The 19,036-nt window shown below is 69.7% G+C and carries 15 protein-coding genes; all 15 read left to right on the forward strand.

What is annotated here, in order from left to right:
• Positions 1–91: 91 nt before the first annotated feature.
• The 15 genes from GGQ80_RS12930 (at position 92) to GGQ80_RS13000 (ending at position 19,032) form a co-directional block, all read left to right on the forward strand.
• Positions 92–1,456 (forward strand): UDP-N-acetylmuramoyl-tripeptide--D-alanyl-D-alanine ligase, encoded by a 1,365-nt coding sequence (locus tag GGQ80_RS12930; RefSeq protein ID WP_183985467.1) that lies wholly within the window; start codon positions 92–94, stop codon positions 1,454–1,456.
• A complete protein-coding gene (mraY, locus tag GGQ80_RS12935; protein WP_183985469.1) occupies positions 1,457–2,527 on the forward strand; it encodes a phospho-N-acetylmuramoyl-pentapeptide-transferase in 1,071 nt (356 codons plus the stop codon).
• Positions 2,524–3,969, forward strand: a complete 1,446-nt coding sequence (murD, locus tag GGQ80_RS12940; protein ID WP_343051049.1) for a UDP-N-acetylmuramoyl-L-alanine--D-glutamate ligase — start codon at positions 2,524–2,526, stop codon at positions 3,967–3,969. Before mraY ends, murD begins: the two co-directional genes overlap by 4 nt.
• Entirely contained in the window at positions 3,966–5,201 is a 1,236-nt protein-coding gene (locus GGQ80_RS12945) for an FtsW/RodA/SpoVE family cell cycle protein (RefSeq protein WP_183985474.1), read from the forward strand. Before murD ends, GGQ80_RS12945 begins: the two co-directional genes overlap by 4 nt.
• Complete coding sequence (murG, locus tag GGQ80_RS12950; protein WP_183985476.1) at positions 5,198–6,343, forward strand: undecaprenyldiphospho-muramoylpentapeptide beta-N-acetylglucosaminyltransferase; 1,146 nt, start codon at positions 5,198–5,200, stop codon at positions 6,341–6,343. Before GGQ80_RS12945 ends, murG begins: the two co-directional genes overlap by 4 nt.
• Positions 6,340–7,746 (forward strand): UDP-N-acetylmuramate--L-alanine ligase, encoded by a 1,407-nt coding sequence (gene murC / locus GGQ80_RS12955; protein ID WP_183985478.1) that lies wholly within the window; start codon positions 6,340–6,342, stop codon positions 7,744–7,746. Before murG ends, murC begins: the two co-directional genes overlap by 4 nt.
• The gene (locus GGQ80_RS12960; RefSeq protein WP_246347054.1) at positions 7,743–7,943 is read left to right on the forward strand and encodes a hypothetical protein; all 201 of its coding nucleotides are present in this window, start codon (positions 7,743–7,745) and stop codon (positions 7,941–7,943) included. Before murC ends, GGQ80_RS12960 begins: the two co-directional genes overlap by 4 nt.
• Complete coding sequence (murB, locus tag GGQ80_RS12965) at positions 7,937–8,962, forward strand: UDP-N-acetylmuramate dehydrogenase (protein ID WP_343051050.1); 1,026 nt, start codon at positions 7,937–7,939, stop codon at positions 8,960–8,962. Before GGQ80_RS12960 ends, murB begins: the two co-directional genes overlap by 7 nt.
• 160 nt (positions 8,963–9,122) lie before the next feature.
• Complete coding sequence (locus GGQ80_RS12970; RefSeq protein WP_183985484.1) at positions 9,123–10,070, forward strand: D-alanine--D-alanine ligase; 948 nt, start codon at positions 9,123–9,125, stop codon at positions 10,068–10,070.
• The gene (locus tag GGQ80_RS12975) at positions 10,067–11,005 is read left to right on the forward strand and encodes a cell division protein FtsQ/DivIB (protein ID WP_183985486.1); all 939 of its coding nucleotides are present in this window, start codon (positions 10,067–10,069) and stop codon (positions 11,003–11,005) included. The genes GGQ80_RS12970 and GGQ80_RS12975 overlap by 4 nt, the downstream gene beginning before the upstream one ends.
• On the forward strand, positions 11,005–12,267 hold the full coding sequence (ftsA, locus tag GGQ80_RS12980) for a cell division protein FtsA (RefSeq protein ID WP_183985488.1): 1,263 nt from the start codon (positions 11,005–11,007) through the stop codon (positions 12,265–12,267). Before GGQ80_RS12975 ends, ftsA begins: the two co-directional genes overlap by 1 nt.
• Positions 12,268–12,358: 91 nt before the next feature.
• The gene (ftsZ, locus tag GGQ80_RS12985; protein ID WP_183985490.1) at positions 12,359–13,903 is read left to right on the forward strand and encodes a cell division protein FtsZ; all 1,545 of its coding nucleotides are present in this window, start codon (positions 12,359–12,361) and stop codon (positions 13,901–13,903) included.
• A gap of 321 nt (positions 13,904–14,224) precedes the next feature.
• The gene (locus GGQ80_RS12990; RefSeq protein ID WP_183985492.1) at positions 14,225–16,213 is read left to right on the forward strand and encodes a tetratricopeptide repeat protein; all 1,989 of its coding nucleotides are present in this window, start codon (positions 14,225–14,227) and stop codon (positions 16,211–16,213) included.
• Positions 16,210–17,376 carry a deoxyguanosinetriphosphate triphosphohydrolase gene (locus tag GGQ80_RS12995; protein WP_183985494.1) on the forward strand — a complete coding sequence of 389 codons (1,167 nt, stop codon included), beginning with the start codon at positions 16,210–16,212 and terminating at the stop codon, positions 17,374–17,376. The genes GGQ80_RS12990 and GGQ80_RS12995 overlap by 4 nt, the downstream gene beginning before the upstream one ends.
• 120 nt (positions 17,377–17,496) lie before the next feature.
• A complete protein-coding gene (locus tag GGQ80_RS13000) occupies positions 17,497–19,032 on the forward strand; it encodes a DUF1800 domain-containing protein (RefSeq protein WP_183985496.1) in 1,536 nt (511 codons plus the stop codon).
• The last annotated feature ends 4 nt before the right edge of the window (positions 19,033–19,036 follow it).

Below are 19,036 nucleotides of genomic sequence, written 5' to 3' on the forward strand. Positions count from 1 at the left end.
TGCTGAACTTGTTTCAGCATCTCTCGGTGGCGCGCCTGCGGCCCGAAATCCTGAAACAAGTTCAGGATGACGGAGTGCGGGAGGCGGCCGCGTGAGCCTCTGGACCGCCGCCGAGATCGCCGCCGCGACCGACGGCATCGCATCGACCGACTTCACCGTATCGGGCGTTGCGTTCGACAGCCGTGAGGTCGGCGCGGGCGACCTGTTCGTCGCGCTGACCGGCGTGAGCACCGACGGCCACCGCTTCCTGGCCCAGGCGTTCGCGCAGGGGGCGGCCGGGGCGATCGTAAGTGCGCCTTGCGACGACCCGCATGTGCGGGTGACCGACACCTTCGCGGCACTGAACGACCTCGGCCGCGCCGCCCGCGCGCGGATGCAGGGTGTCGTCATCGGCGTCACCGGATCGGTCGGCAAGACCAGCGCCAAGGAAGCATTGTTCGCGGCGCTGGACCGGTCGATGCCCGAAGCGGTGCACCGCTCGGTCAAGAGCTACAACAACCATACCGGCGTGCCGCTCAGCCTGGCGCGGATGCCGCGCGACACGCGGGTCGGCGTGTTCGAGATGGGGATGAACCATGCGGGCGAGCTGGCGCAGCTGACCCGGCTGGTGCGCCCGCATGTCGCGATCGTCACCGCCATCGCGCCCGCGCACACCGAATTCTTCAGCGGCGAGGAAGCGATCGCCGACGCCAAGGGCGAGATCTTCCAGGGGCTGGAGCCCGGCGGCACCGCGATCGTGCCGTTCGACAGCCCGCACCGCGACCGGCTGATCGCCGCCGCCAAGCCCTATGCGTCGCACATCGTGACGTTCGGCCTGGAGAAGGGCGCCGATGTCCATGCGATGGAGGCGATGCGCGTCGCGACCGGCGGCACCTTCGTCACCGCGCGCGTCGGCGAGCGGGAGCTGAGCTTCACGCTGGCGCAGCCGGGCATGCACTGGGTGTCGAACGCGCTGGCGGTGCTCGCCGCAGTCGATGCGGCGGGCGGCGACCTGGGGCAGGCGGGGCTGGCGCTGGCGGAACTGGGCGGTCTTCCCGGGCGCGGTGCACGCTTCGAGGCGCGTGTGGCTGACGGCCGGGCGCTGGTGATCGACGAAAGCTACAACGCCAATCCTGCTTCGATGCGCGCGACGCTCGCCGTGCTGGCACACGAACCGGGGCGGCACGTCGCCGTGCTCGGCGAGATGCGCGAACTCGGCGACGATTCAGCGCGCTATCACGCGGATCTTGCGGAGCCGGTAATGGCCGCGCGCGTCGAAACGGCGCTTCTCGTCGGTGAAGCGATGGCGCCGCTCGCACGGGCGCTTGAGGCGCGGCTCCATGTCGTCCATGTGCCCGATGCGACCGCGGCACGCGCGGCGCTGGGGGATATGCTGGCACCGGGCGATGCGGTGCTCATCAAGGGTTCGAATGGCGTAGGGCTGTCGCGGCTCGTCGCGGCGCTCAGGGGCGGGTAGATGTTGTATTGGATCGCCGAGCACCTGGGCTTCCCGGGGCTGCTCAACCTCATCCGGTATCAGTCGTTTCGCACCGGCGCGGCCGTGGCGACGGCGCTGTTCATCGGCCTGATCATCGGCCCGCGCTTCATCGGCTGGCTGCGCGTGCGCCAGGGCAAGGGTCAGCCGATCCGCGCCGACGGTCCGCAGACCCACCTTGCCAAGCGCGGTACGCCGACGATGGGCGGGCTGATGATCCTGACCAGCCTGACCTTGTCGATGGTCATCTGGATGGATTTCGCCAATCCGTTCGTCTGGGCATGCCTGTTCGTGACGCTGGGCTTCGGCGCGATCGGCTTCCTCGACGATTACGACAAGGTGAGGAAGGCGACGACGGCGGGCGTGCCGGGGCGCATCCGCCTGCTGCTGGAATTCATCATCGCCGGGATCGCGGCGTGGATCATCATGGGGCAGAACGGGCCGCACCTGTACCTGCCCTTCACCCAGCGGCTCTACATCGACCTGGGGCTGTTCTATCCGGTGTTCGCGGCGTTCACGATCGTGTCGTTCGGCAATGCCGTGAACCTGACCGACGGGCTCGACGGCCTGGCAACGATGCCGGTGATCATCGCCAGCGTCGCGTTCATGGTCATCGTGTACCTGGCGGGCAACGTGAAGTTCGCCGAGTATCTCGGCATTCCGCACGTCCCCGGCGCGGGCGAGCTGGCGCTGTTCTGCGGCGCGGTGGTCGGCGCGGGCCTGGCGTTCCTGTGGTACAATGCGCCGCCCGCGGCGGTGTTCATGGGCGACACCGGCAGCCTGGCGCTGGGCGGCGCGCTCGGCACGATCGCGGTCGTCGCGCATCACGAGATCGTGCTGGGAATCATCGGCGGGCTGTTCGTGGTCGAGGCGATGTCGGTCATCATCCAGGTGTTCTGGTACAAACGTACCGGCAAGCGCATCTTCCGCATGGCGCCGATCCACCACCATTTCGAACAGCTCGGCTGGAGCGAGCCGACGGTGGTGATCCGCTTCTGGATCATCGCCTTCGTGCTGGCGCTCGCCGGCCTGTCGACGCTAAAGCTGCGGTGATCACCAGCCCCGCCTGGGCCGGCAAGCGCTACGCCGTGCTGGGGCTCGCCCGCTCCGGCGCCGCGACGGTGCGCGCGTTGGTTGCGGCTGGGGCGAAGGTGGTCGCGTGGGATTCGGACGAGGCGAAGCGGGACGCCATCAAGCCCCTCCCCTTCAGGGGAGGGGTCGGGGGTGGGGGAAGTCTCACCGAGACCAGTGCCCGTGGCCCCCACCCCAACCCAGTTTTGGGTGAAGCTGCCCCCAGCAGCTTCAGGTCGATGCGGGGCATCGACCGACCCGAAACTCCTGAAGGGGAGGGGCTTTTGACGATCGCTCCCCTCGACGACTTGACCGGCTTCGACGCGCTGGTCGTGTCGCCCGGCGTCCCGATCAACACCCACCCGATCGCCGCGAAGGCGCGGGCGGCCGGGGTGCCGATCATCGGCGACATCGAGCTGTTCGCCGAGGCGCGCAGCGCACTGCCGCCGCACAAAGTGGTCGGGATCACCGGCACCAACGGCAAGTCGACGACGACCGCGCTGGTCCACCACATGCTGCAAACCGCGGGCGTGCCGTCGCTGATGGGCGGCAACATCGGCGCGCCGATCCTGGGCGAGCGGCCGCTGCCCGAGGGCGGGGTCTATGTGCTCGAGCTGTCGAGCTATCAGATCGACCTGACGTTCAGCCTCGACTGCGACGTCGCGGTGTTGCTCAACGTCACGCCGGATCATCTCGACCGTTACGAGGGCTTCGAAGCGTATCGTGCATCGAAGTTGAGGCTGCTCGACATGCAATCGTCGGAGCATGTCGCGGTCGTTGCCAGCGAGGACAATGGCGTGGGGCCGGCGGTCCGCTCGATGACGACGGGTGCCGAACTGACCCAGTGGTTCGGCGGCAACTACGCTACCGACTTTGCCGCCGAGCAATCGGAGTGGCCCGCCCTGCAGGGGCCGCACAACGCACAGAACGCTTGGTCCGCCAGGGTAGCCTGCCTAGCGCTTGACCTGTCTCACGACGTGATCGACGCGGGTCTGCGCACCTATACCGGCCTCCCCCACCGCATGGAGCGCGTCGGCACCTATGACGGCGTGACCTTCGTCGATGACAGCAAGGCGACCAATCCCGAAAGTGCGGCGCCGGCGCTGGCGGCGTTTCCGAGGGTTCACTGGATCGTCGGCGGCAAGGCGAAGGGGGACGACCTCGACGCCTGCCTGCCGCATCTCGGCAACGTTATCGCCGCCTACACGATCGGCGAGGCGGGGCCGGTGTTCGCGCGCGTGCTGGCGCCGCATGTCGCGGTGCACGAGGCGGGGACGCTGGCGGAGGCGGTGCGGCTCGCCGCGGCGGCCGCGCAGCGCGGCGAGGTGGTGCTGCTGTCGCCCGCCGCCGCCAGTTTCGATCAATTTACGGACTATGCCGCGCGGGGGCGCGCGTTTCGCGAGGCGGTGGAGGGGCTGCGATGACCGATGTGCGCCGAGACCAGGGGTTGATCGCCCGGGTGAAGAGCCGGGGCGGACGTGGCGATCGCTCGCCGCTCGGCACCTGGTTCTGGGATATCGACCGGCTGCTGCTGCTGCTGACGCTGTTCCTAATGGCGATCGGGCTGGTCGCGGTCGCCGCCGCCAGCCCCGCCACCGCAGTCCGTTATTCGGGCGAGCACCACAAGATCGCGCCGCTCTATTACTTCTGGCGCCAGCTGATGTGGATCGGCGTCTCGCTCCCCGTGCTGTTCGGCGTCTCGATGCTGCCGGTCACGACGGCGCGGCGAATGGCGTTGCTCGGCGCGGCGATATTCGCGACCTTCCTGGCGCTGACGCCGCTGATCGGTGCCGAGCATAACGGCGCGCGGCGCTGGATCGGCGTCGGCATCTCCGAATTCCAGCCCTCGGAGTTCCTGAAGCCGCTGTTCATCGTTGCCATCGCCTGGGTGCTGTCGCTGAAGGCGAAGGAGCAGGAGCTGCCGACGGTGTTGATCACCGGCGCGATGACCGGTTGCGTCGCAGTGCTGCTGATGCTCCAGCCCGACTTCGGCCAGACCGTGATCTTCTGCGGGGTGTGGCTCGCGCTGCTGATGATCGCAGGCACGCCGCCCAAGGTGCTGGCAGGGATCGTCGGCATGGTGCCGGTCGGGCTGGTCTGCGCCTATCTCTTCTATTCGACCGCGCGTCAGCGGATCGACGCGTTCCTGTTTCCCGGCGTCGACGGCGAGGGCGCGGCGGATCATTTCCAGGTCAACGCCGCGCACAACACGCTGACCGCAGGCGGCTGGACCGGCACCGGGCCGGGCGGCGGCAGCGCCAAGTTCGGCCTGCCCGAGGCGCACACCGACTATATCTTCTCGGTGATCGGGGAGGAGTTCGGGCTGATCGCCTGCGCCGTCATCGCCGTCGTGTTCCTGGCGGTGGTGGTGCGCGTGTTCGTCAAGCTGCTCGACGAGCAGGATGAGTTCAAGCTGCTCGCCGCGTCGGGCCTGGCGGTGCAGTTCGGCGCGCAGGCGCTGGTGTCGATGGCGGTTAACACCGGGCTCGCCCCGTCGAAGGGCATGACGCTGCCCTTCATCAGCTATGGCGGATCGTCGATGATCGCGCTGTCGATCGGGATGGGGCTGCTGCTCGCCTTCACCCGGCGCAATCCGTTCCTGACGCGCAGTCCCTATGTCGTTAGCTGGGGCGACAGGGTACAGGGCGATCGATGAGCAAGCACTACGTCCTCGCCGCCGGTGGAACCGGTGGCCACATGGTTCCCGCCGCCGCGCTCGCCGAAGAGCTGATGAAGCGCGGCCATCGCGTCGCACTGGTCAGCGATGCGCGCGGCGTGCGTTTCCCCGGATTGTTCGACGGTGTGCAGACGCACGTCCTGCCCGCGGGGCGTTTCCAGCTGAAGAAGCCGCAGGGCTGGATGTCGGCGGTGCGCGAGATGATGCGCGGCCGGGCGATGGCGCGCGAGCTGTACAAGACGTTCCGCCCCGCCGCCGTGATCGGTTTTGGCGGCTATCCCGCGTTCCCGGCGCTGCTGGCGGCCTTTGCCGAGAAGATTCCGACCGCGGTGCATGAGCAGAATGCGGTGCTAGGCCGCGTCAACCGCACCGTCGCGCGCCGCGTCGACGCGATCGCGACCAGCTATGCCGAGACGGCGCGCCTGGCCGAGCGGTATCTCGGCAAGACCCACCTCGTCGGCAATCCGGTGCGCGAGGCGGTGCTTGCGCTGCGGGCCAAGCCCTTTCCGTTGCTGGAGGAGGACGGCATCTTCCGCGTGCTGGTGACCGGCGGGTCGCAGGGGGCGAGCATCCTAAGCCGCGTGGTGCCCGATGGCCTGGCGATGCTGCCGGTCAGCTTCCGCGCGCGGTTGCAGGTGACGCACCAGGCGCGGATCGAGGATATGGACGCGGTGCGCGCGCAATATGCCGAGCATCAGATCCCGGCGGAGGTCGCAACCTATCTGCCCGACCTGCCCGAGCGGCTGGCCTGGGCGCATCTCGTCATTGCGCGCGCCGGTGCCTCGACGATCGCCGAGCTGACCGCCGCCGGGCGCCCGGCGATCCTCGTGCCGCTGCCCGGCGCGACCGACGATCACCAGACCGCCAACGCGCGCGAGATCACTCAGGCGGGCGGCGCGCGGACGATCCCGCAGGACCGCTTCACCGCGATCGAGCTCGCCAAACAGATGCAGAAGCTGGGGCTCGACCCCGCGGCACTGGAGAATGCGGCGGGGCGCGCGCGCTCGGTGGGCCAACCAACGGCGGTGAGCGATCTGGCCGATCTGGTCGAAAGCCTCGACGCGCCGCGGATCATGCTGCCGGTGCCCTCGCCCCAGCGCAAGCAGGAGGCGTTCGCATGAGGGGCGTCGCCACCGATATCGGCACGATCCATTTCGTCGGCATCGGCGGGATCGGCATGTCGGGCATCGCCGAGGTGATGAAGAACCTCGGCTATTCGGTGCAGGGCAGCGACGTGGCGGAGAGCTATGTCGTCGAGGCACTGCGCGCGCGGGGGATCGCGGTGACGATCGGCCATGCCGCCGAGAATGTCGAGGATGCGGCGGTCGTCGTGATCTCGACCGCGGTGAAGCGCGGCAATCCCGAAGTCGAGGCCGCACTCAACCGCCGCATTCCCGTCGTCCGCCGCGCGGAGATGCTGGCCGAGCTGATGCGCCTCAAATCGACCGTCGCGGTCGCGGGGACGCACGGCAAGACGACGACGACCAGCATGGTCGCGGCATTGCTCGATGCGGGCGGGGTCGATCCGACCGTCATCAACGGCGGGATCATCAACAGCTATGGCTCGAACGCGCGGCTCGGCGCGTCGGACTGGATGGTGGTCGAGGCGGACGAGAGCGACGGCAGCTTCCTGCGGCTCGACGGCACGATCGCGGTCGTCACCAACATCGATCCCGAGCATCTTGACCATTACGGCAGCTTCGAGAAGGCGAAGGACGCGTATGTCGAGTTCGTCGAGAACGTGCCCTTCTATGGCGCGGCGCTGCTGTGCCTCGACCATCCCGAGGTGCAGGCGCTGATCCCCAGGGTGCGCGACCGGCGGATCGTGACCTATGGCTTCGCCGCGAGCGCCGATGTGCGCGGCGTCAACGTCGTGCCCTATCCGGGCGGCAACCGGTTCGAGGCGATCATCCGCCACCGCGACGGCACCACGCGCTCGATCGAAGGCATCGACCTGCCGATGCCGGGGCGGCACAATGTCCAGAACGCGCTGGCCGCGATCGGCGTGGCGCTGGAACTGGGCATCGACGATCCGACGATCGGCAAGGGCTTCGAGCGGTTTACTGGGGTCAAGCGGCGTTTCACCAAGGTGGGCGAAGCGAATGGCGCGACGATCATCGACGATTACGGCCATCACCCGGTCGAGATCCGGGCGGTGCTCGCGGCGGCGCGCGAGAGTGCGCAGGGGCGGGTGATCGCGGTGGTGCAGCCGCACCGCTATTCGCGGCTCGGCAATCTGATGGACGAGTTCCAGGGTGCCTTCAACGACGCCGACGCGGTCTATGTCACCCCGGTCTATGCCGCGGGCGAGACACCGGTCGAGGGCGTCGACGCCGAGGCGCTGGTCGAGGGGCTGAAGCGGCGCGGGCATCGCGACGTCGCTACCGTCGCCGATGCCCGCGACCTCGCGACCAAGCTGGCCGCGAGCGTCGCGCCGGGCGACCAGGTGATCTGCCTGGGCGCGGGCGATATCACCAAATGGGCGGCCGGATTGGCCCAAGGCATCGAGGACGCACGCGCATGACCGATTGGGTAAAGGCCTCGTTCGACCTGCAGAAGCAGATGCTCGACGCCGGGCGCAAGTCGCTCGACGCGGGGCAGGGCTCGGTCGACATGGGCAAGGCGATGCTCGACGCGCAGGACGCGACCCGGAAGGCGGCCGAGGCGAACATGGCGGCGTGGCAGGCCTGGGCCCGGCTGTGGGGCGCCGGGCCGTGGTGAATGTAACGGATCAAATCCTCCCCGGCACGGGGAGGGGGACCGCGACGCGTAGCGTCGGGGTGGAGGGGGCTGTCCGCGAGCGAACCGCTCAGGACAGCGCCCCCTCCACCAGCTTCGCTGGTCCCCCTCCCCATGCCGGGGAGGATTTTCAGGTCCGCGGTCGCCTGACCTCTAACGCGCCGCTGGCGCCGCTGGTCTGGTTCAAGTCCGGTGGCACGGCGGAATGGCTGTTCGAGCCGGCCGATGTCGACGACCTGTGCGACTTCCTGCGCGCGCTCGACCCCGCCGTACCGGTAATGGCGCTCGGCCTGGGATCGAACCTGATCGTGCGTGATGGCGGGGTGCCGGGCGTGGTGGTGCGGCTGGGCAAGGCGTTCGCCAAGGTTGTTGCCGATGGCCTCGACCTGACGTGCGGCGGCGGCGCGAGCGGGATCCGGGTGTCGTCGACGGCGCGCGATGCGGGCATCGCCGGTGTCGAGTTCCTGCGCTCGATCCCCGGCACCGTCGGTGGCTTCGTGCGGATGAACGGCGGCGCTTATGGCCGCGAGGTGAAGGACATATTGGTCGAGGCAGACGTGGTGTTGCGCTCGGGCGAGCGGCGCGTGCTGGCGCTCGGCGATCTTGGCTATACCTATCGCCACAGCGAATTGCCCGACGGCGCCGTCGTCGTCAGCGCGACCTTCCGTGGGGAAGCGGGTGAACCCGCCGCAATCCAGGCGGAGATGGACCGCATCGCCGCCGCGCGCGAGGCGTCGCAGCCGCTGCGATCGAAGACCGGCGGCTCGACGTTCAAAAATCCGCCGGGTGAGAAGGCCTGGGCGCTGGTCGATGCGGCGGGATGCCGCGGCTTGCGTCGCGGTGACGCGCAGGTATCGGAGAAACATACGAACTTCCTGCTCAACGTCGGTCAGGCGACGAGCGCGGAGATCGAGGGGCTGGGTGAGGACGTGCGCGAGCGGGTGAAGGCGACGTCGGGCGTGACGCTGGAATGGGAAATTCAGCGGGTAGGGGTGAAGTGATGGTTGGTCCTTCCGTCATCCCCGCGCAGGCGGGGATCCATCATCACTGCCGTTGCGATGGAGCCGATAGGCCAGCCGGTCTGGATTCCCGCCTGCGCGGGAATGACGGGGGAGCTAGGGGCTACCCCTCCATCACCCTCCCCCTGCGGGGGAGGAATTGATGGAAAACCTCCACATCGCCGTGCTGATGGGCGGCTGGTCCGCCGAGCGCGAGGTGTCGCTGATGTCGGGCAGCGGCGTGGCCGACGCGTTGGAATCGCTCGGCCATCGCGTCACGCGGATCGACATGGGGCGCGACGTCGCGGCGAGGCTGGCGGCGGCGAAACCCGACCTCGTCTTCAACGCGCTCCACGGTACGCCGGGCGAGGACGGCAGCGTCCAGGGGCTGATGGACCTGATGGGCCTCGCCTACACCCACAGCGGCATGGCGACGTCGGTGATCGCGATCGACAAGGTACTGACGAAGCAGGCGCTGGTGCCGCATGGCGTGCCGATGCCGGGCGGCCGCGTGGTTCGGTCGGAGGATATCTTCGCCGGCGATCCGCTGGCGCGCCCCTATGTGCTCAAACCCGTCAACGAGGGCTCGTCGGTCGGTGTCGCGATCGTCACGGCCGACGGCAATTACGGCGAGCCGATCGGCCGCGACGTCGCGGGGCCGTGGCAGGAATTCGACGAGCTGCTGGCCGAGCCCTATGTCCGCGGCCGCGAGCTGACGACGGCGGTGCTCGGCACGCGCGCGCTGGGGGTCACCGAGCTTCGGCCCAAGTCGGGCTGGTATGACTACGACGCCAAATATACCGATGGGATGACCGAGCACGTCTATCCCGCCGACATCCCCGACGAGATCGCACAGGCGTGCAACCGGCTGGCTCTGGAGGCGCATCGGCTGCTGGGGTGCAAGGGATGCAGCCGCGCCGATTTCCGCTGGGACGACGAGCGCGGCGTCGACGGCCTGTTCCTGCTGGAGGTGAACACCCAGCCGGGGATGACGCCGCTCAGCCTGGTGCCCGAGCAGGCGAAGCACAACGGCATCTCCTATGCGGAACTGGTCCAGGCGATCGTCGACGAGGCGCTGAAGGATCGCGCGGCGAAGGACGGGGCAGCATGAGCCGGACGATCAAGCGCGGCGCTCCCGCCCGCCGCCCGGCAGCCAAGCGCAAGCCGGCGAAGAAGGCGTCGCTCGCCACTCGCCTGATCCAGCGCGTGCCGGTGAGCGAGGAAACGCTGCGCCGCGCGACGACCTATACGCTGACCGGCGCCGGGCTGGCGGTGGCACTGGGCATCGCGACCTGGGTCGGGGTGCCCGGCATGGTCGGCGCGGCGATCGCCGAGAGTGCGGGCGATGCGGGCTTTCGCGTCCAGCAGATCGAGATCACCGGGCTGAAGCGGATGGACCGCATGTCGGTCTACGCCGTCGCGCTCGATCAGCAGAGCCGGGCGATGCCGCTCGTCGACCTGGAAGCGGTGCGGCAGAAGCTGCTGCGCTATGGCTGGATCGCCGACGCGCATGTCTCGCGCCGGCTGCCCGACACGCTGCTGGTCGACATCGTCGAGCGGACGCCGGCGGCGGTGTGGCAGGACAATGGCCAGCTGACGCTGATCGACAAGGACGGCGTGCTGCTGGAGCCGGTCAATGCGTCAGCGATCCCCGACCTGCCGCTGGTTATCGGCCCCGGCGCCGACCGGCAGGAGGCCGGCTATCAGCAGCTGCTCGCCGCGGCGCCGGCGCTGAAGCCGCGGGTGAAGGCGGCGACCTGGATCGGAAACCGGCGCTGGGACCTGACCTTCGATAGCGGCGAGACGCTGGCGCTGCCCGAAGAGGGGGCGCCCGCGGCATTGCTGAAATTCGCCGAGCTCGACGGATCGAAGCCGCTGCTGGGGCGCGGCTGGATCCGCTTCGACATGCGCGATCCCAGCAAGCTCGTCGCGCGGCGGCCGGGCAGCAGCATCGCGCATGCGGTGCCCGACGATGGACGGGCGCCGCCGGCCGTGATTGATAATGCGACCAACGAAGGCGCAACTCAGGCGGGGGTTGAGGGATAATGGCGAAGGCAGGACCGGAAGAGCTGATCACCGCGCTCGACATCGGATCGTCGAAGGTATCGGCGATGATCGCGCAGAAGGGCGACGGCGGCGAGCTGATCGTGCTCGGCACCGGGCAGCGCGAATCGCGCGGGGTGAAGCGCGGCTATATCGCCGACATGGGCGCGACCGAGGTCGCGATCCGCGAGGCGGTGGAGCAGGCGGAGCGCATCGCCGGAATCAACATCGAGAATGTCTGGGTCGGCTTTTCCGCCGGCGGCCTCGTCAGCGACGTCGCCGAGGTCGAGTTCGAACTGGGTGGCCACCGCGTCGAGCAGGCGGATATCGATGCGCTGCTGGCGGCGGGGCGCAACTCGATCGATCCGCAGGGACGGATGGTGCTGCACGCGCAGCCCGCGCTCTACACGCTCGACGGACTGACCGGGGTGAAGAAGCCGCTGGGGCTGCATGCCGATCGGCTGGGCGTCCACATCCATGTCGTCGCCGCCGACGGCTCGCCGGTCCGCAACCTCGACCTGTGCGTCCGTTCGGCGCACCTCGAGGTGAAGTCGATCATCGCCTCGCCGGTCGCGACCGGGCTCGCCTGCCTGTCGGAGGAAGAGCGTGAGCTGGGCGTCGCGCTGGTCGAGATGGGGGCGGGGATCACCAACGTCTCGCTGTTCGCCGGCGGGATGCTGGTCGGGCTGACGTCGATCCCGATGGGGGCCAACGACATCACCGACGATATCGCCTCGGCGTTCGGCACCCGCCGCCAGCAGGCTGAGCGGATGAAGTGCTTCCACGGCTCGGCCAACGCTAGCCCGCGCGACAATCACGACATGATCCCGGTCGTGCCGGTCGGCGCGGAGGACGATGCGCATGGCGCGACGCAGATCCGCAAGGCCGACCTCATCGGCGTGATCCGCCAGCGGCTGGAGCATCAGATGGGCGAAGTGCGCAATGCGCTGACCCGGCTGAAGTTCGAAGGGCCGGTGGGGCGCCAGGTGGTGCTGACCGGTGGCGGTGCGGAGCTGAAGGGCATCGCCGATTATGCGCAGGCGGCGCTCGGCCGCTCGGTGCGGGTCGGACGCCCGCGCGGGCTGACCGCGCTGCCAGAGGCGCATGGCGGCCCGGCGTTCGCGACGCTGGCGGGGCTGGCCTTCTATGCCGCGACCGACCCCGTCGATCTGCGGTCCGTCGCGCCGCAGCCGCAGATGGTCCATCGCCAGAAGGGCATGGGCATGGTCCGCAAGCTGATCCAGGCGGCGCGGGCCAATTATTGACGTTTTTGGGGGTGGCACCACACCACTCCTTGGGGCACAAGGTAAACAGGGCCTTGCCAAGAGGTTGGTTGGCGAGGGCGGAGATCAGCGCATGAGCATCGAATTCATCACTCCCGAGGTGGACGAACTGACCCCTCGCATCGCCGTGATCGGCGTCGGCGGCGCCGGCGGCAACGCGATCGCCAACATGATGCAGGCCGAGGTACAGGGCGTCGACTTCCTGGTCGCCAACACCGACGCGCAGGCGCTGAAGCAGTCGATCGCGCCGCAGCGGATCCAGCTGGGCGCCAAGATCACGCAGGGCCTGGGTGCCGGCAGCCGGCCCGAGATCGGCCGCGCCGCCGCCGAAGAGACGATCGACCAGCTCGCCAAGACGCTGGAAGGCGCGCACATGTGCTTCATCGCCGCCGGCATGGGCGGCGGCACCGGCACCGGTGCGGCCCCGGTCATCGCCAAGGCGGCGCGCGACATGGGCATCCTGACCGTCGGCGTCGTGACCAAGCCGTTCGCGTTCGAGGGCAACCGCCGCGCCAAGAGCGCGGAAGGCGGCATCGAGGAACTGCAGAAGTACGTCGATACGCTGATCGTTATTCCGAACCAGAATCTGTTCCTGATCGCCAACGCGAACACGACCTTCAAGGAAGCGTTCTCGATGGCGGACGAGGTGCTGCAGCAGGGCGTGCGCGGCATCACCGACCTGATGGTCATGCCCGGCCTCATCAACCTCGACTTCGCCGACGTGCGCTCGGTGATGCAGGAGATGGGCAAGGCGATGATGGGCACCGGCGAGGCGAGCGGCGACAACCGCGCGCTGGAGGCGGCGCAGAAGGCGATCGCCAATCCGCTGCTTGACGGCGTCAGCATGCAGGGCGCGAAGGGCGTCATCATCTCGATCACCGGCGGCGACGACATGCGCCTGCTCGAGGTCGACGAGGCGGCGAACCACATCCGCGAGCTGGTCGATCCCGACGCCAACATCATCTGGGGCTCGGCGTTCAATCCCGAGCTGGAAGGCCGTATCCGCGTGTCGGTCGTCGCGACCGGCATCGAGGCCGAGGCGCGTCCGCAGGGCGCCACGCCGACCGCGGCGCAGGCGACCGAGCCGACCCGCTCGTTCAGCTTCGCGCGCAAGCCCGAGGAGCCGGTCTCGTTCCGGCCGACCACTGCTGCGGCGGCCCCGGCCGAGCCGTCGGTGTCGTTCCAGCAGCCCGCACCGGCACCGGCCGCCGAGCCTGCAGCCCCGGCCCAGCCGGTCGCAGCCGAGGCACCGCTCGATCTCGATCGTGCCGATGCGATCGAGGCGGACGCCAAGCCGCAGGTCGCCGATGCGAGCGACGACGAGCTGGTGCTCGGCGCCGAGACGATCGTGCCGCAGGCGCCCAAGACCTTCGCTGACGAGCCGTTCGGCGGCGTCGCTGCGCCGTCGCCCGCGGCCGACCGTCGCTGGCTGTCGCCGGGTTCGGAAGCACCGGCCGCCGAGCCGGCGCCCGGCCAGCCGCGCGTGAAGCTCGGCGGGACGCTGTTCGAGCGCATGTCGAACGCGGCACGCGGCACGGTGCGCGACGAGGGTCAGGAGGGCGGCGCCAAGGATCCGCTCGACATCCCGCGCTTCCTGCATCGGCAGAATAACCAGTAAACTACGAGCGCTGCTGTCCTCACCCTTCGTCGCCTTCGGCGACATTTTCCCTCTCCCAGCGGGAGAGGGAAGGGGCCCGCTGCCGCAGGCAGTGGGAAGGGTGAGGGCAGTCAGCTAGCGATAGCATCAATCCCACGTCACCCCAGCCTTGCGCCGGGATCCCGCTTCATCGCGCCATCAGTGGTAGCGGGACCCCGGCTCAAGGCCGGGGTGACGACATGAAGGCTCGGTCACTCGTCGTCTCCACGTCTCGCTTTATCGCGCTGATCGGACACCGCCATTGCCGGTTCATCGCCGCTGGTCTGTAACGCACCTCGTCTCATGAAACCCTATATCCTCCTGTCGCTGGCCACCGCGCTCGCCGCCGCGGCGACGTCGCCTGCCCCTGCCCAGAACCAGTCGTCGATGGTTCAGGCGCTGCCCGGCACGACCGATGCCGATCGTCTGGCCGAACAGATGCGCGCGCTCGCGGCCGATCCGCGCGATCTCAATGCGTTGCTGAATGCGGGCGAGCTGTCGCTCAAGCTCGACGATCTCAGCGCCGCCGCGGCGCTGTTCGCGCGTGCCGACAAGATCGATCCCCGCAACGCCCGGGTGAAGGCGGGCATGGGGTCGATCCTCGTGCGTTCGGAACGGCCCGGCGAGGCGTTGCGCTATTTCCAGCAGGCGACGCAGCTCGGGCTCGACCAGCGCCGCTTCGCCGCCGATCGCGCGCTCGCCTATGACCTGATCGGCGAACAGGCGCGGGCGCAGCGCGACTATCGCCTGGCACTGCAGGGCACGAGCGACGACGAGACGATCCGCCGCTACGCGCTGTCGCTGGCGATATCGGGGCAGCGCGAGCAGGCGCTGGCGCAGCTCGATCCGCTGCTGCGCAAGACCGATCGCGGTGCGTGGCGGACGCGCGCCTTCGTGCTGGCGATGGCCGGCGACGTCGAGGGCGCGACCCGGATCGCGACGACGATGATGCCGCCGGGCACCGCGGAGGGGCTTCAGCCCTTCTTCCTGCGGCTGCCGCAGCTGGCGCCGGTCGATCGCGCCTTCGCCGTCCATTTCGGCGAAATCGTCGCGACGCCGTCGCGCATCGCCGACGCGCGGCTGGTGCCGCCGTTGCCGGCGCTCGGCCCCGACACCAGCGCGCCGGTCCTCGTCGCCGCGGCGCCGGTCACTCAGGCGCCGGTGCAGACCGCCGCCGTCGACCAGCGCGAGGAGCGGCGCAACCGCCGTAACCGGCGCGAAAAGCTGGGCCGCGTCGCACTGCCCGATACCCAGTCCGTCCAGCTCGCCAGCGCGGCCCCGGCGCTGCCGCCGCCGCCGACCTATGTCGCGCCGGTCTATCAGGCGCCCGAGCCGCTGCCGCCGACGGTGTCGATGCGCCGGTCGAGGCGCGGAAGTGGATCGAGCGCCGCCGCCGATGCCAACCGTGCCGCTCTGGCTGCGGCGAAGACCGGCCAGCCGCTCGCGGTGCCGACGACCGCCGCAACGAACCCGCCCGTCCAGGTCGCGAGCGTCCGCCCGGCTCCGACACCGTCGCCGGTGGTGCAGCCGCTGCCGCGACAGACCTATTCGCTCGCCGCTGCAACGCCGGTGCGCACCGCCGCGCCGACGCAGACACCGACACCGACGCCCGCTCCGGTTCTCGCCGCGGTGCCGGCGACGCCGCCGCCCGCGATCGTGGCCGCACCGCGTGAGAGCGGCGATACGGTGCTCGCGCGGATCATCGCCGGGCTGACGATCCCGGCGAGCGAGCTGCAGCCCGCCAAGACCCCCGATCGGGCGATCGCGCCGGCACCCTCGGCCTCGGCCAAGGTCCGTACCGCCGCGGCCGAGCACGTCCTCGCCGCCGCGCGCGCGAAGGAAGCGCGTGACCAGGCGGCGGACAAGGCGCTCGCCGATGCCGCGGCGAAGGAAGACAAGCGCGCCGCTGCGGCGAAGGCAGTCGCGGACAAGAAGGCGCTCGCCGACAAGAAGGCCGCGACGGCGAAGAAGCTCGCCGACGCCAAGGAGGCTGCCGAGGAGAAGAAGGCGGCTCGATCCAACCCGTCGCGGATCTGGGTACAGGTCGCGGGCGGCGCCAACGAGGACGACCTGCCAAAGGCGTGGAGCGCGGCCAAGGCCAAGGCGTCGGCACTGGCGGGCAAGCCGGGCTACACCGCGAAGCTGCGCGCCACCAATCGCGTGCTGACCGGGCCGTTCAAGACGCAGGCCGAGGCGCAGAAGGCGGTGGCGGAGCTGCGCAAGCAGGGCGTCGGCGCCTTCGCCTTCACCAGCGACGCGGGGCAAGCGGTGACGAAGCTTCCCGCCAAGTGACGTCACGCGCGCCGTACGCGGCCGATCCGGCAACCAGCCGTGGGCGGCTGCACGACGAGACGACCGGCACCGCACGCGGTCCCCGCGACGCGTTCCAGCGCGACCGCGACCGGGTGATCCACTCGATCAGCTTTCGCCGGCTGCGTCACAAGACCCAGGTGTTCATGGCGCCCGACGGCGACCATTTCCGCGTCCGCCTGACCCACAGCATCGAGGTGGCGCAGATCGGGCGGACGGTGGCGCGGACGCTGGGGCTGAACGAGGACCTGACCGAGGCTCTGTGCCTGGCGCACGACATCGGCCACCCGCCCTTCGGCCATGCCGGCGAGGATGCGCTGAAGGCGGCGCTGATGCCGGCGGGCGGCTTCGACCACAACGGCCATACGCTGCGGCTGCTGACCCGGATCGAGCGGCCCTATCCGCGCTGGGACGGGCTGAACCTGACGTGGGAGACGCTGGAGGGGCTCGCCAAGCACAACGGGCCGGTGCGCCATCCCGGCTGGGCGCTGGCGGCGGCGGATGACGAATTTCCGCTCGATTTGACGAGCTGGCCGAGCCTGGAGGCGCAGGTGGCGGCGATCGCGGACGACATCGCCTATGACAACCACGACATCGACGACGGCCTGCGTGCGGGGCTGCTGACGCTCGACCAGCTGCTGGCGGTGCCGCTGGTGGCGCGTGGCTGGGATTCGGCGTGCGCGCGCTTCTCCGATGTTGCGTCGGAGCGGCTGGCGGGCGAGCTGGTGCGCAGCCAGATCGGCGCGATGGTCAACGATCTGACCGCGGAAACGGAGCGGCGGATCGCGGAAAGCGGTATCGAGCGCTGTGACGACGTGCGCGTGGCGGGCGCGGCGCTAGTCGGCTTTTCCGACCAGATGCGCGAGGAGGAGCGCGACCTGAAGCGCTTCATGTACGCCAACCTCTATCACCATCCGCGCCAGCTGGCGGCGGCCGACGCGGCGCATGGCATCGTCACCGGGCTGTTCGCGGCCTATCGCGCCGATCCGCGCGCGATGGCAGGAGAATGGGGCGAGGCGGTGCCAGAGGACGAGCCAGCGCGCGGCCGGCATATCGGCGACTTCATCGCCGGGATGACCGACCGCTATGCCATCGCGCGTTATCGCGAGCTGGTCGGGCCGATCGATTTGCCCGAGGGGTTCTAGGCCTGACCTGCTCCCCTCCCTTGCTGGGAGGGGGAAAGGTCGCGACAAACCCCGGTCAACACAGGCATACTTCTGCGACAAAGCGGGCGCAGACCGGCCATGGTTCGCGAAGGATCGGCCATGAGTGAGTCCAGTATCGCCCTCAACCGCTTTGGCCTCGGCGCCCGTGCCGGTGATGCGGCGCCGGGCGACGGCAAGCGTTGGTTGCTAGGCCAGTTCGACCGCTACGACCCGCGACCGCCCACCATCGCCGCGGCGCCGAGCAGCGCGACCGTCGCGGTGGCGCTGGTCGACTATTACGACCGGCAAAAGGCGCTGCGCGACCAATATGGTCCGCGCAAGCAGCTGCGCGCGGCGATGGCGCAGGGCGTTGCGGCGCCGCCGATGGCGATGCCGGTGCCGCCGCCGATGAGCGCGCCTGAAAATGCGACGATGACCGCAACCGCTCCTGCGCCGATGCCTGCGCCGCTGGCCGATCCCTTCCAGCAGGCGCGCCAGATGGCGAACCGCGACGCGCGTCAGGATTATGCCGCGTCGGTCGCGGCGCGGATGAACCAGTCGCTCGTCACCGAGACGCCGTTCGTCGAGCGGCTGGTACAGTTCTGGGCCAACCACTTCGCCGTCTCCGCCGACAAGCTGGAGATGGTGGCGCTGTCGGGCAGCCTGGAGTTCGAGGCGATCCGCCCGCATGTGCTCGGCCGCTTCGCCGACATGCTGAACGCGGTCGAGCGGCATCCGGCGATGCTGATCTATCTCGATCAGGCGGTGTCGGTCGGGCCAAACAGCCAGGTCGGCCAACGGGCCGCGGCGCGCGGCCAGAAGCGCGTCGGGCTCAACGAGAATCTGGCGCGCGAGATCATGGAACTGCACACGCTGGGCGTCCGCAGCGTCTATACCCAGGCCGACGTGACCGAGTTCGCGCGGGCGATGACCGGATGGACCGTCGCGGGGATCGGCCGCGGGCCGGGTGCTCGGCTGGCCGGGCAGGATGGCGCGCCGGGGTCCTTCACCTTCGTCGCGACCGTCCACGAGCCGGGCGACCGCACGATCGTCGGCAAGCGCTATCCCGCTGGCGGCGAGGCGCAGGCGCAGGCAGTGCTGACCGATCTCGCCGCCAGCGCCGCGACCGCGCAGCACCTGGCGACGAAGCTCGCCCGCCACTTCGCTGGCGACAATCCGCCGCCGGCGATGGTCGCCCGGCTGAAGGCGGCGTATCTGCAATCGAACGGCGACCTGCCCACCGTCTACCGCGCGATCGTCGCGTCGCCCGAAGCCTGGGCGACCACGCCGGTGAAGTTTCGTAACCCCTGGGAATGGTCGGTCGCCGCCTATCGCGCGATGGGCACCAGGCAGGTGCAACCGGGCGCGATCGTCGGGTTGCTCAACCAGCTCGGTCAGCCGACGTGGAAGCCGGGGCAGCCGGTGGGCTGGGACGATATCACCGGCAGCTGGGCCGGCCCCGACGCGATCATGCGCCGCGTCGAGGCGGCGGAGCGCTTCGCCGCGCGTGCGCCCGAGGTCGATGCGCGGGCGCTGGGCGCGCAGCTGTTCCCCGCCGCGCTGACCCCGGCGACAGCGCAGGCGGTGGCGCGCGCCGAGAGCCCGGCCCAGGGCCTCGCGCTGTTGCTCGTCAGTCCCGAAATGATGCGGAGGTGAATGC

Origin of the sequence: Sphingomonas jinjuensis, assembly GCF_014197105.1 — a bacterium.
Classification (GTDB): Bacteria; Pseudomonadota; Alphaproteobacteria; order Sphingomonadales; family Sphingomonadaceae; genus Sphingomonas; species Sphingomonas jinjuensis.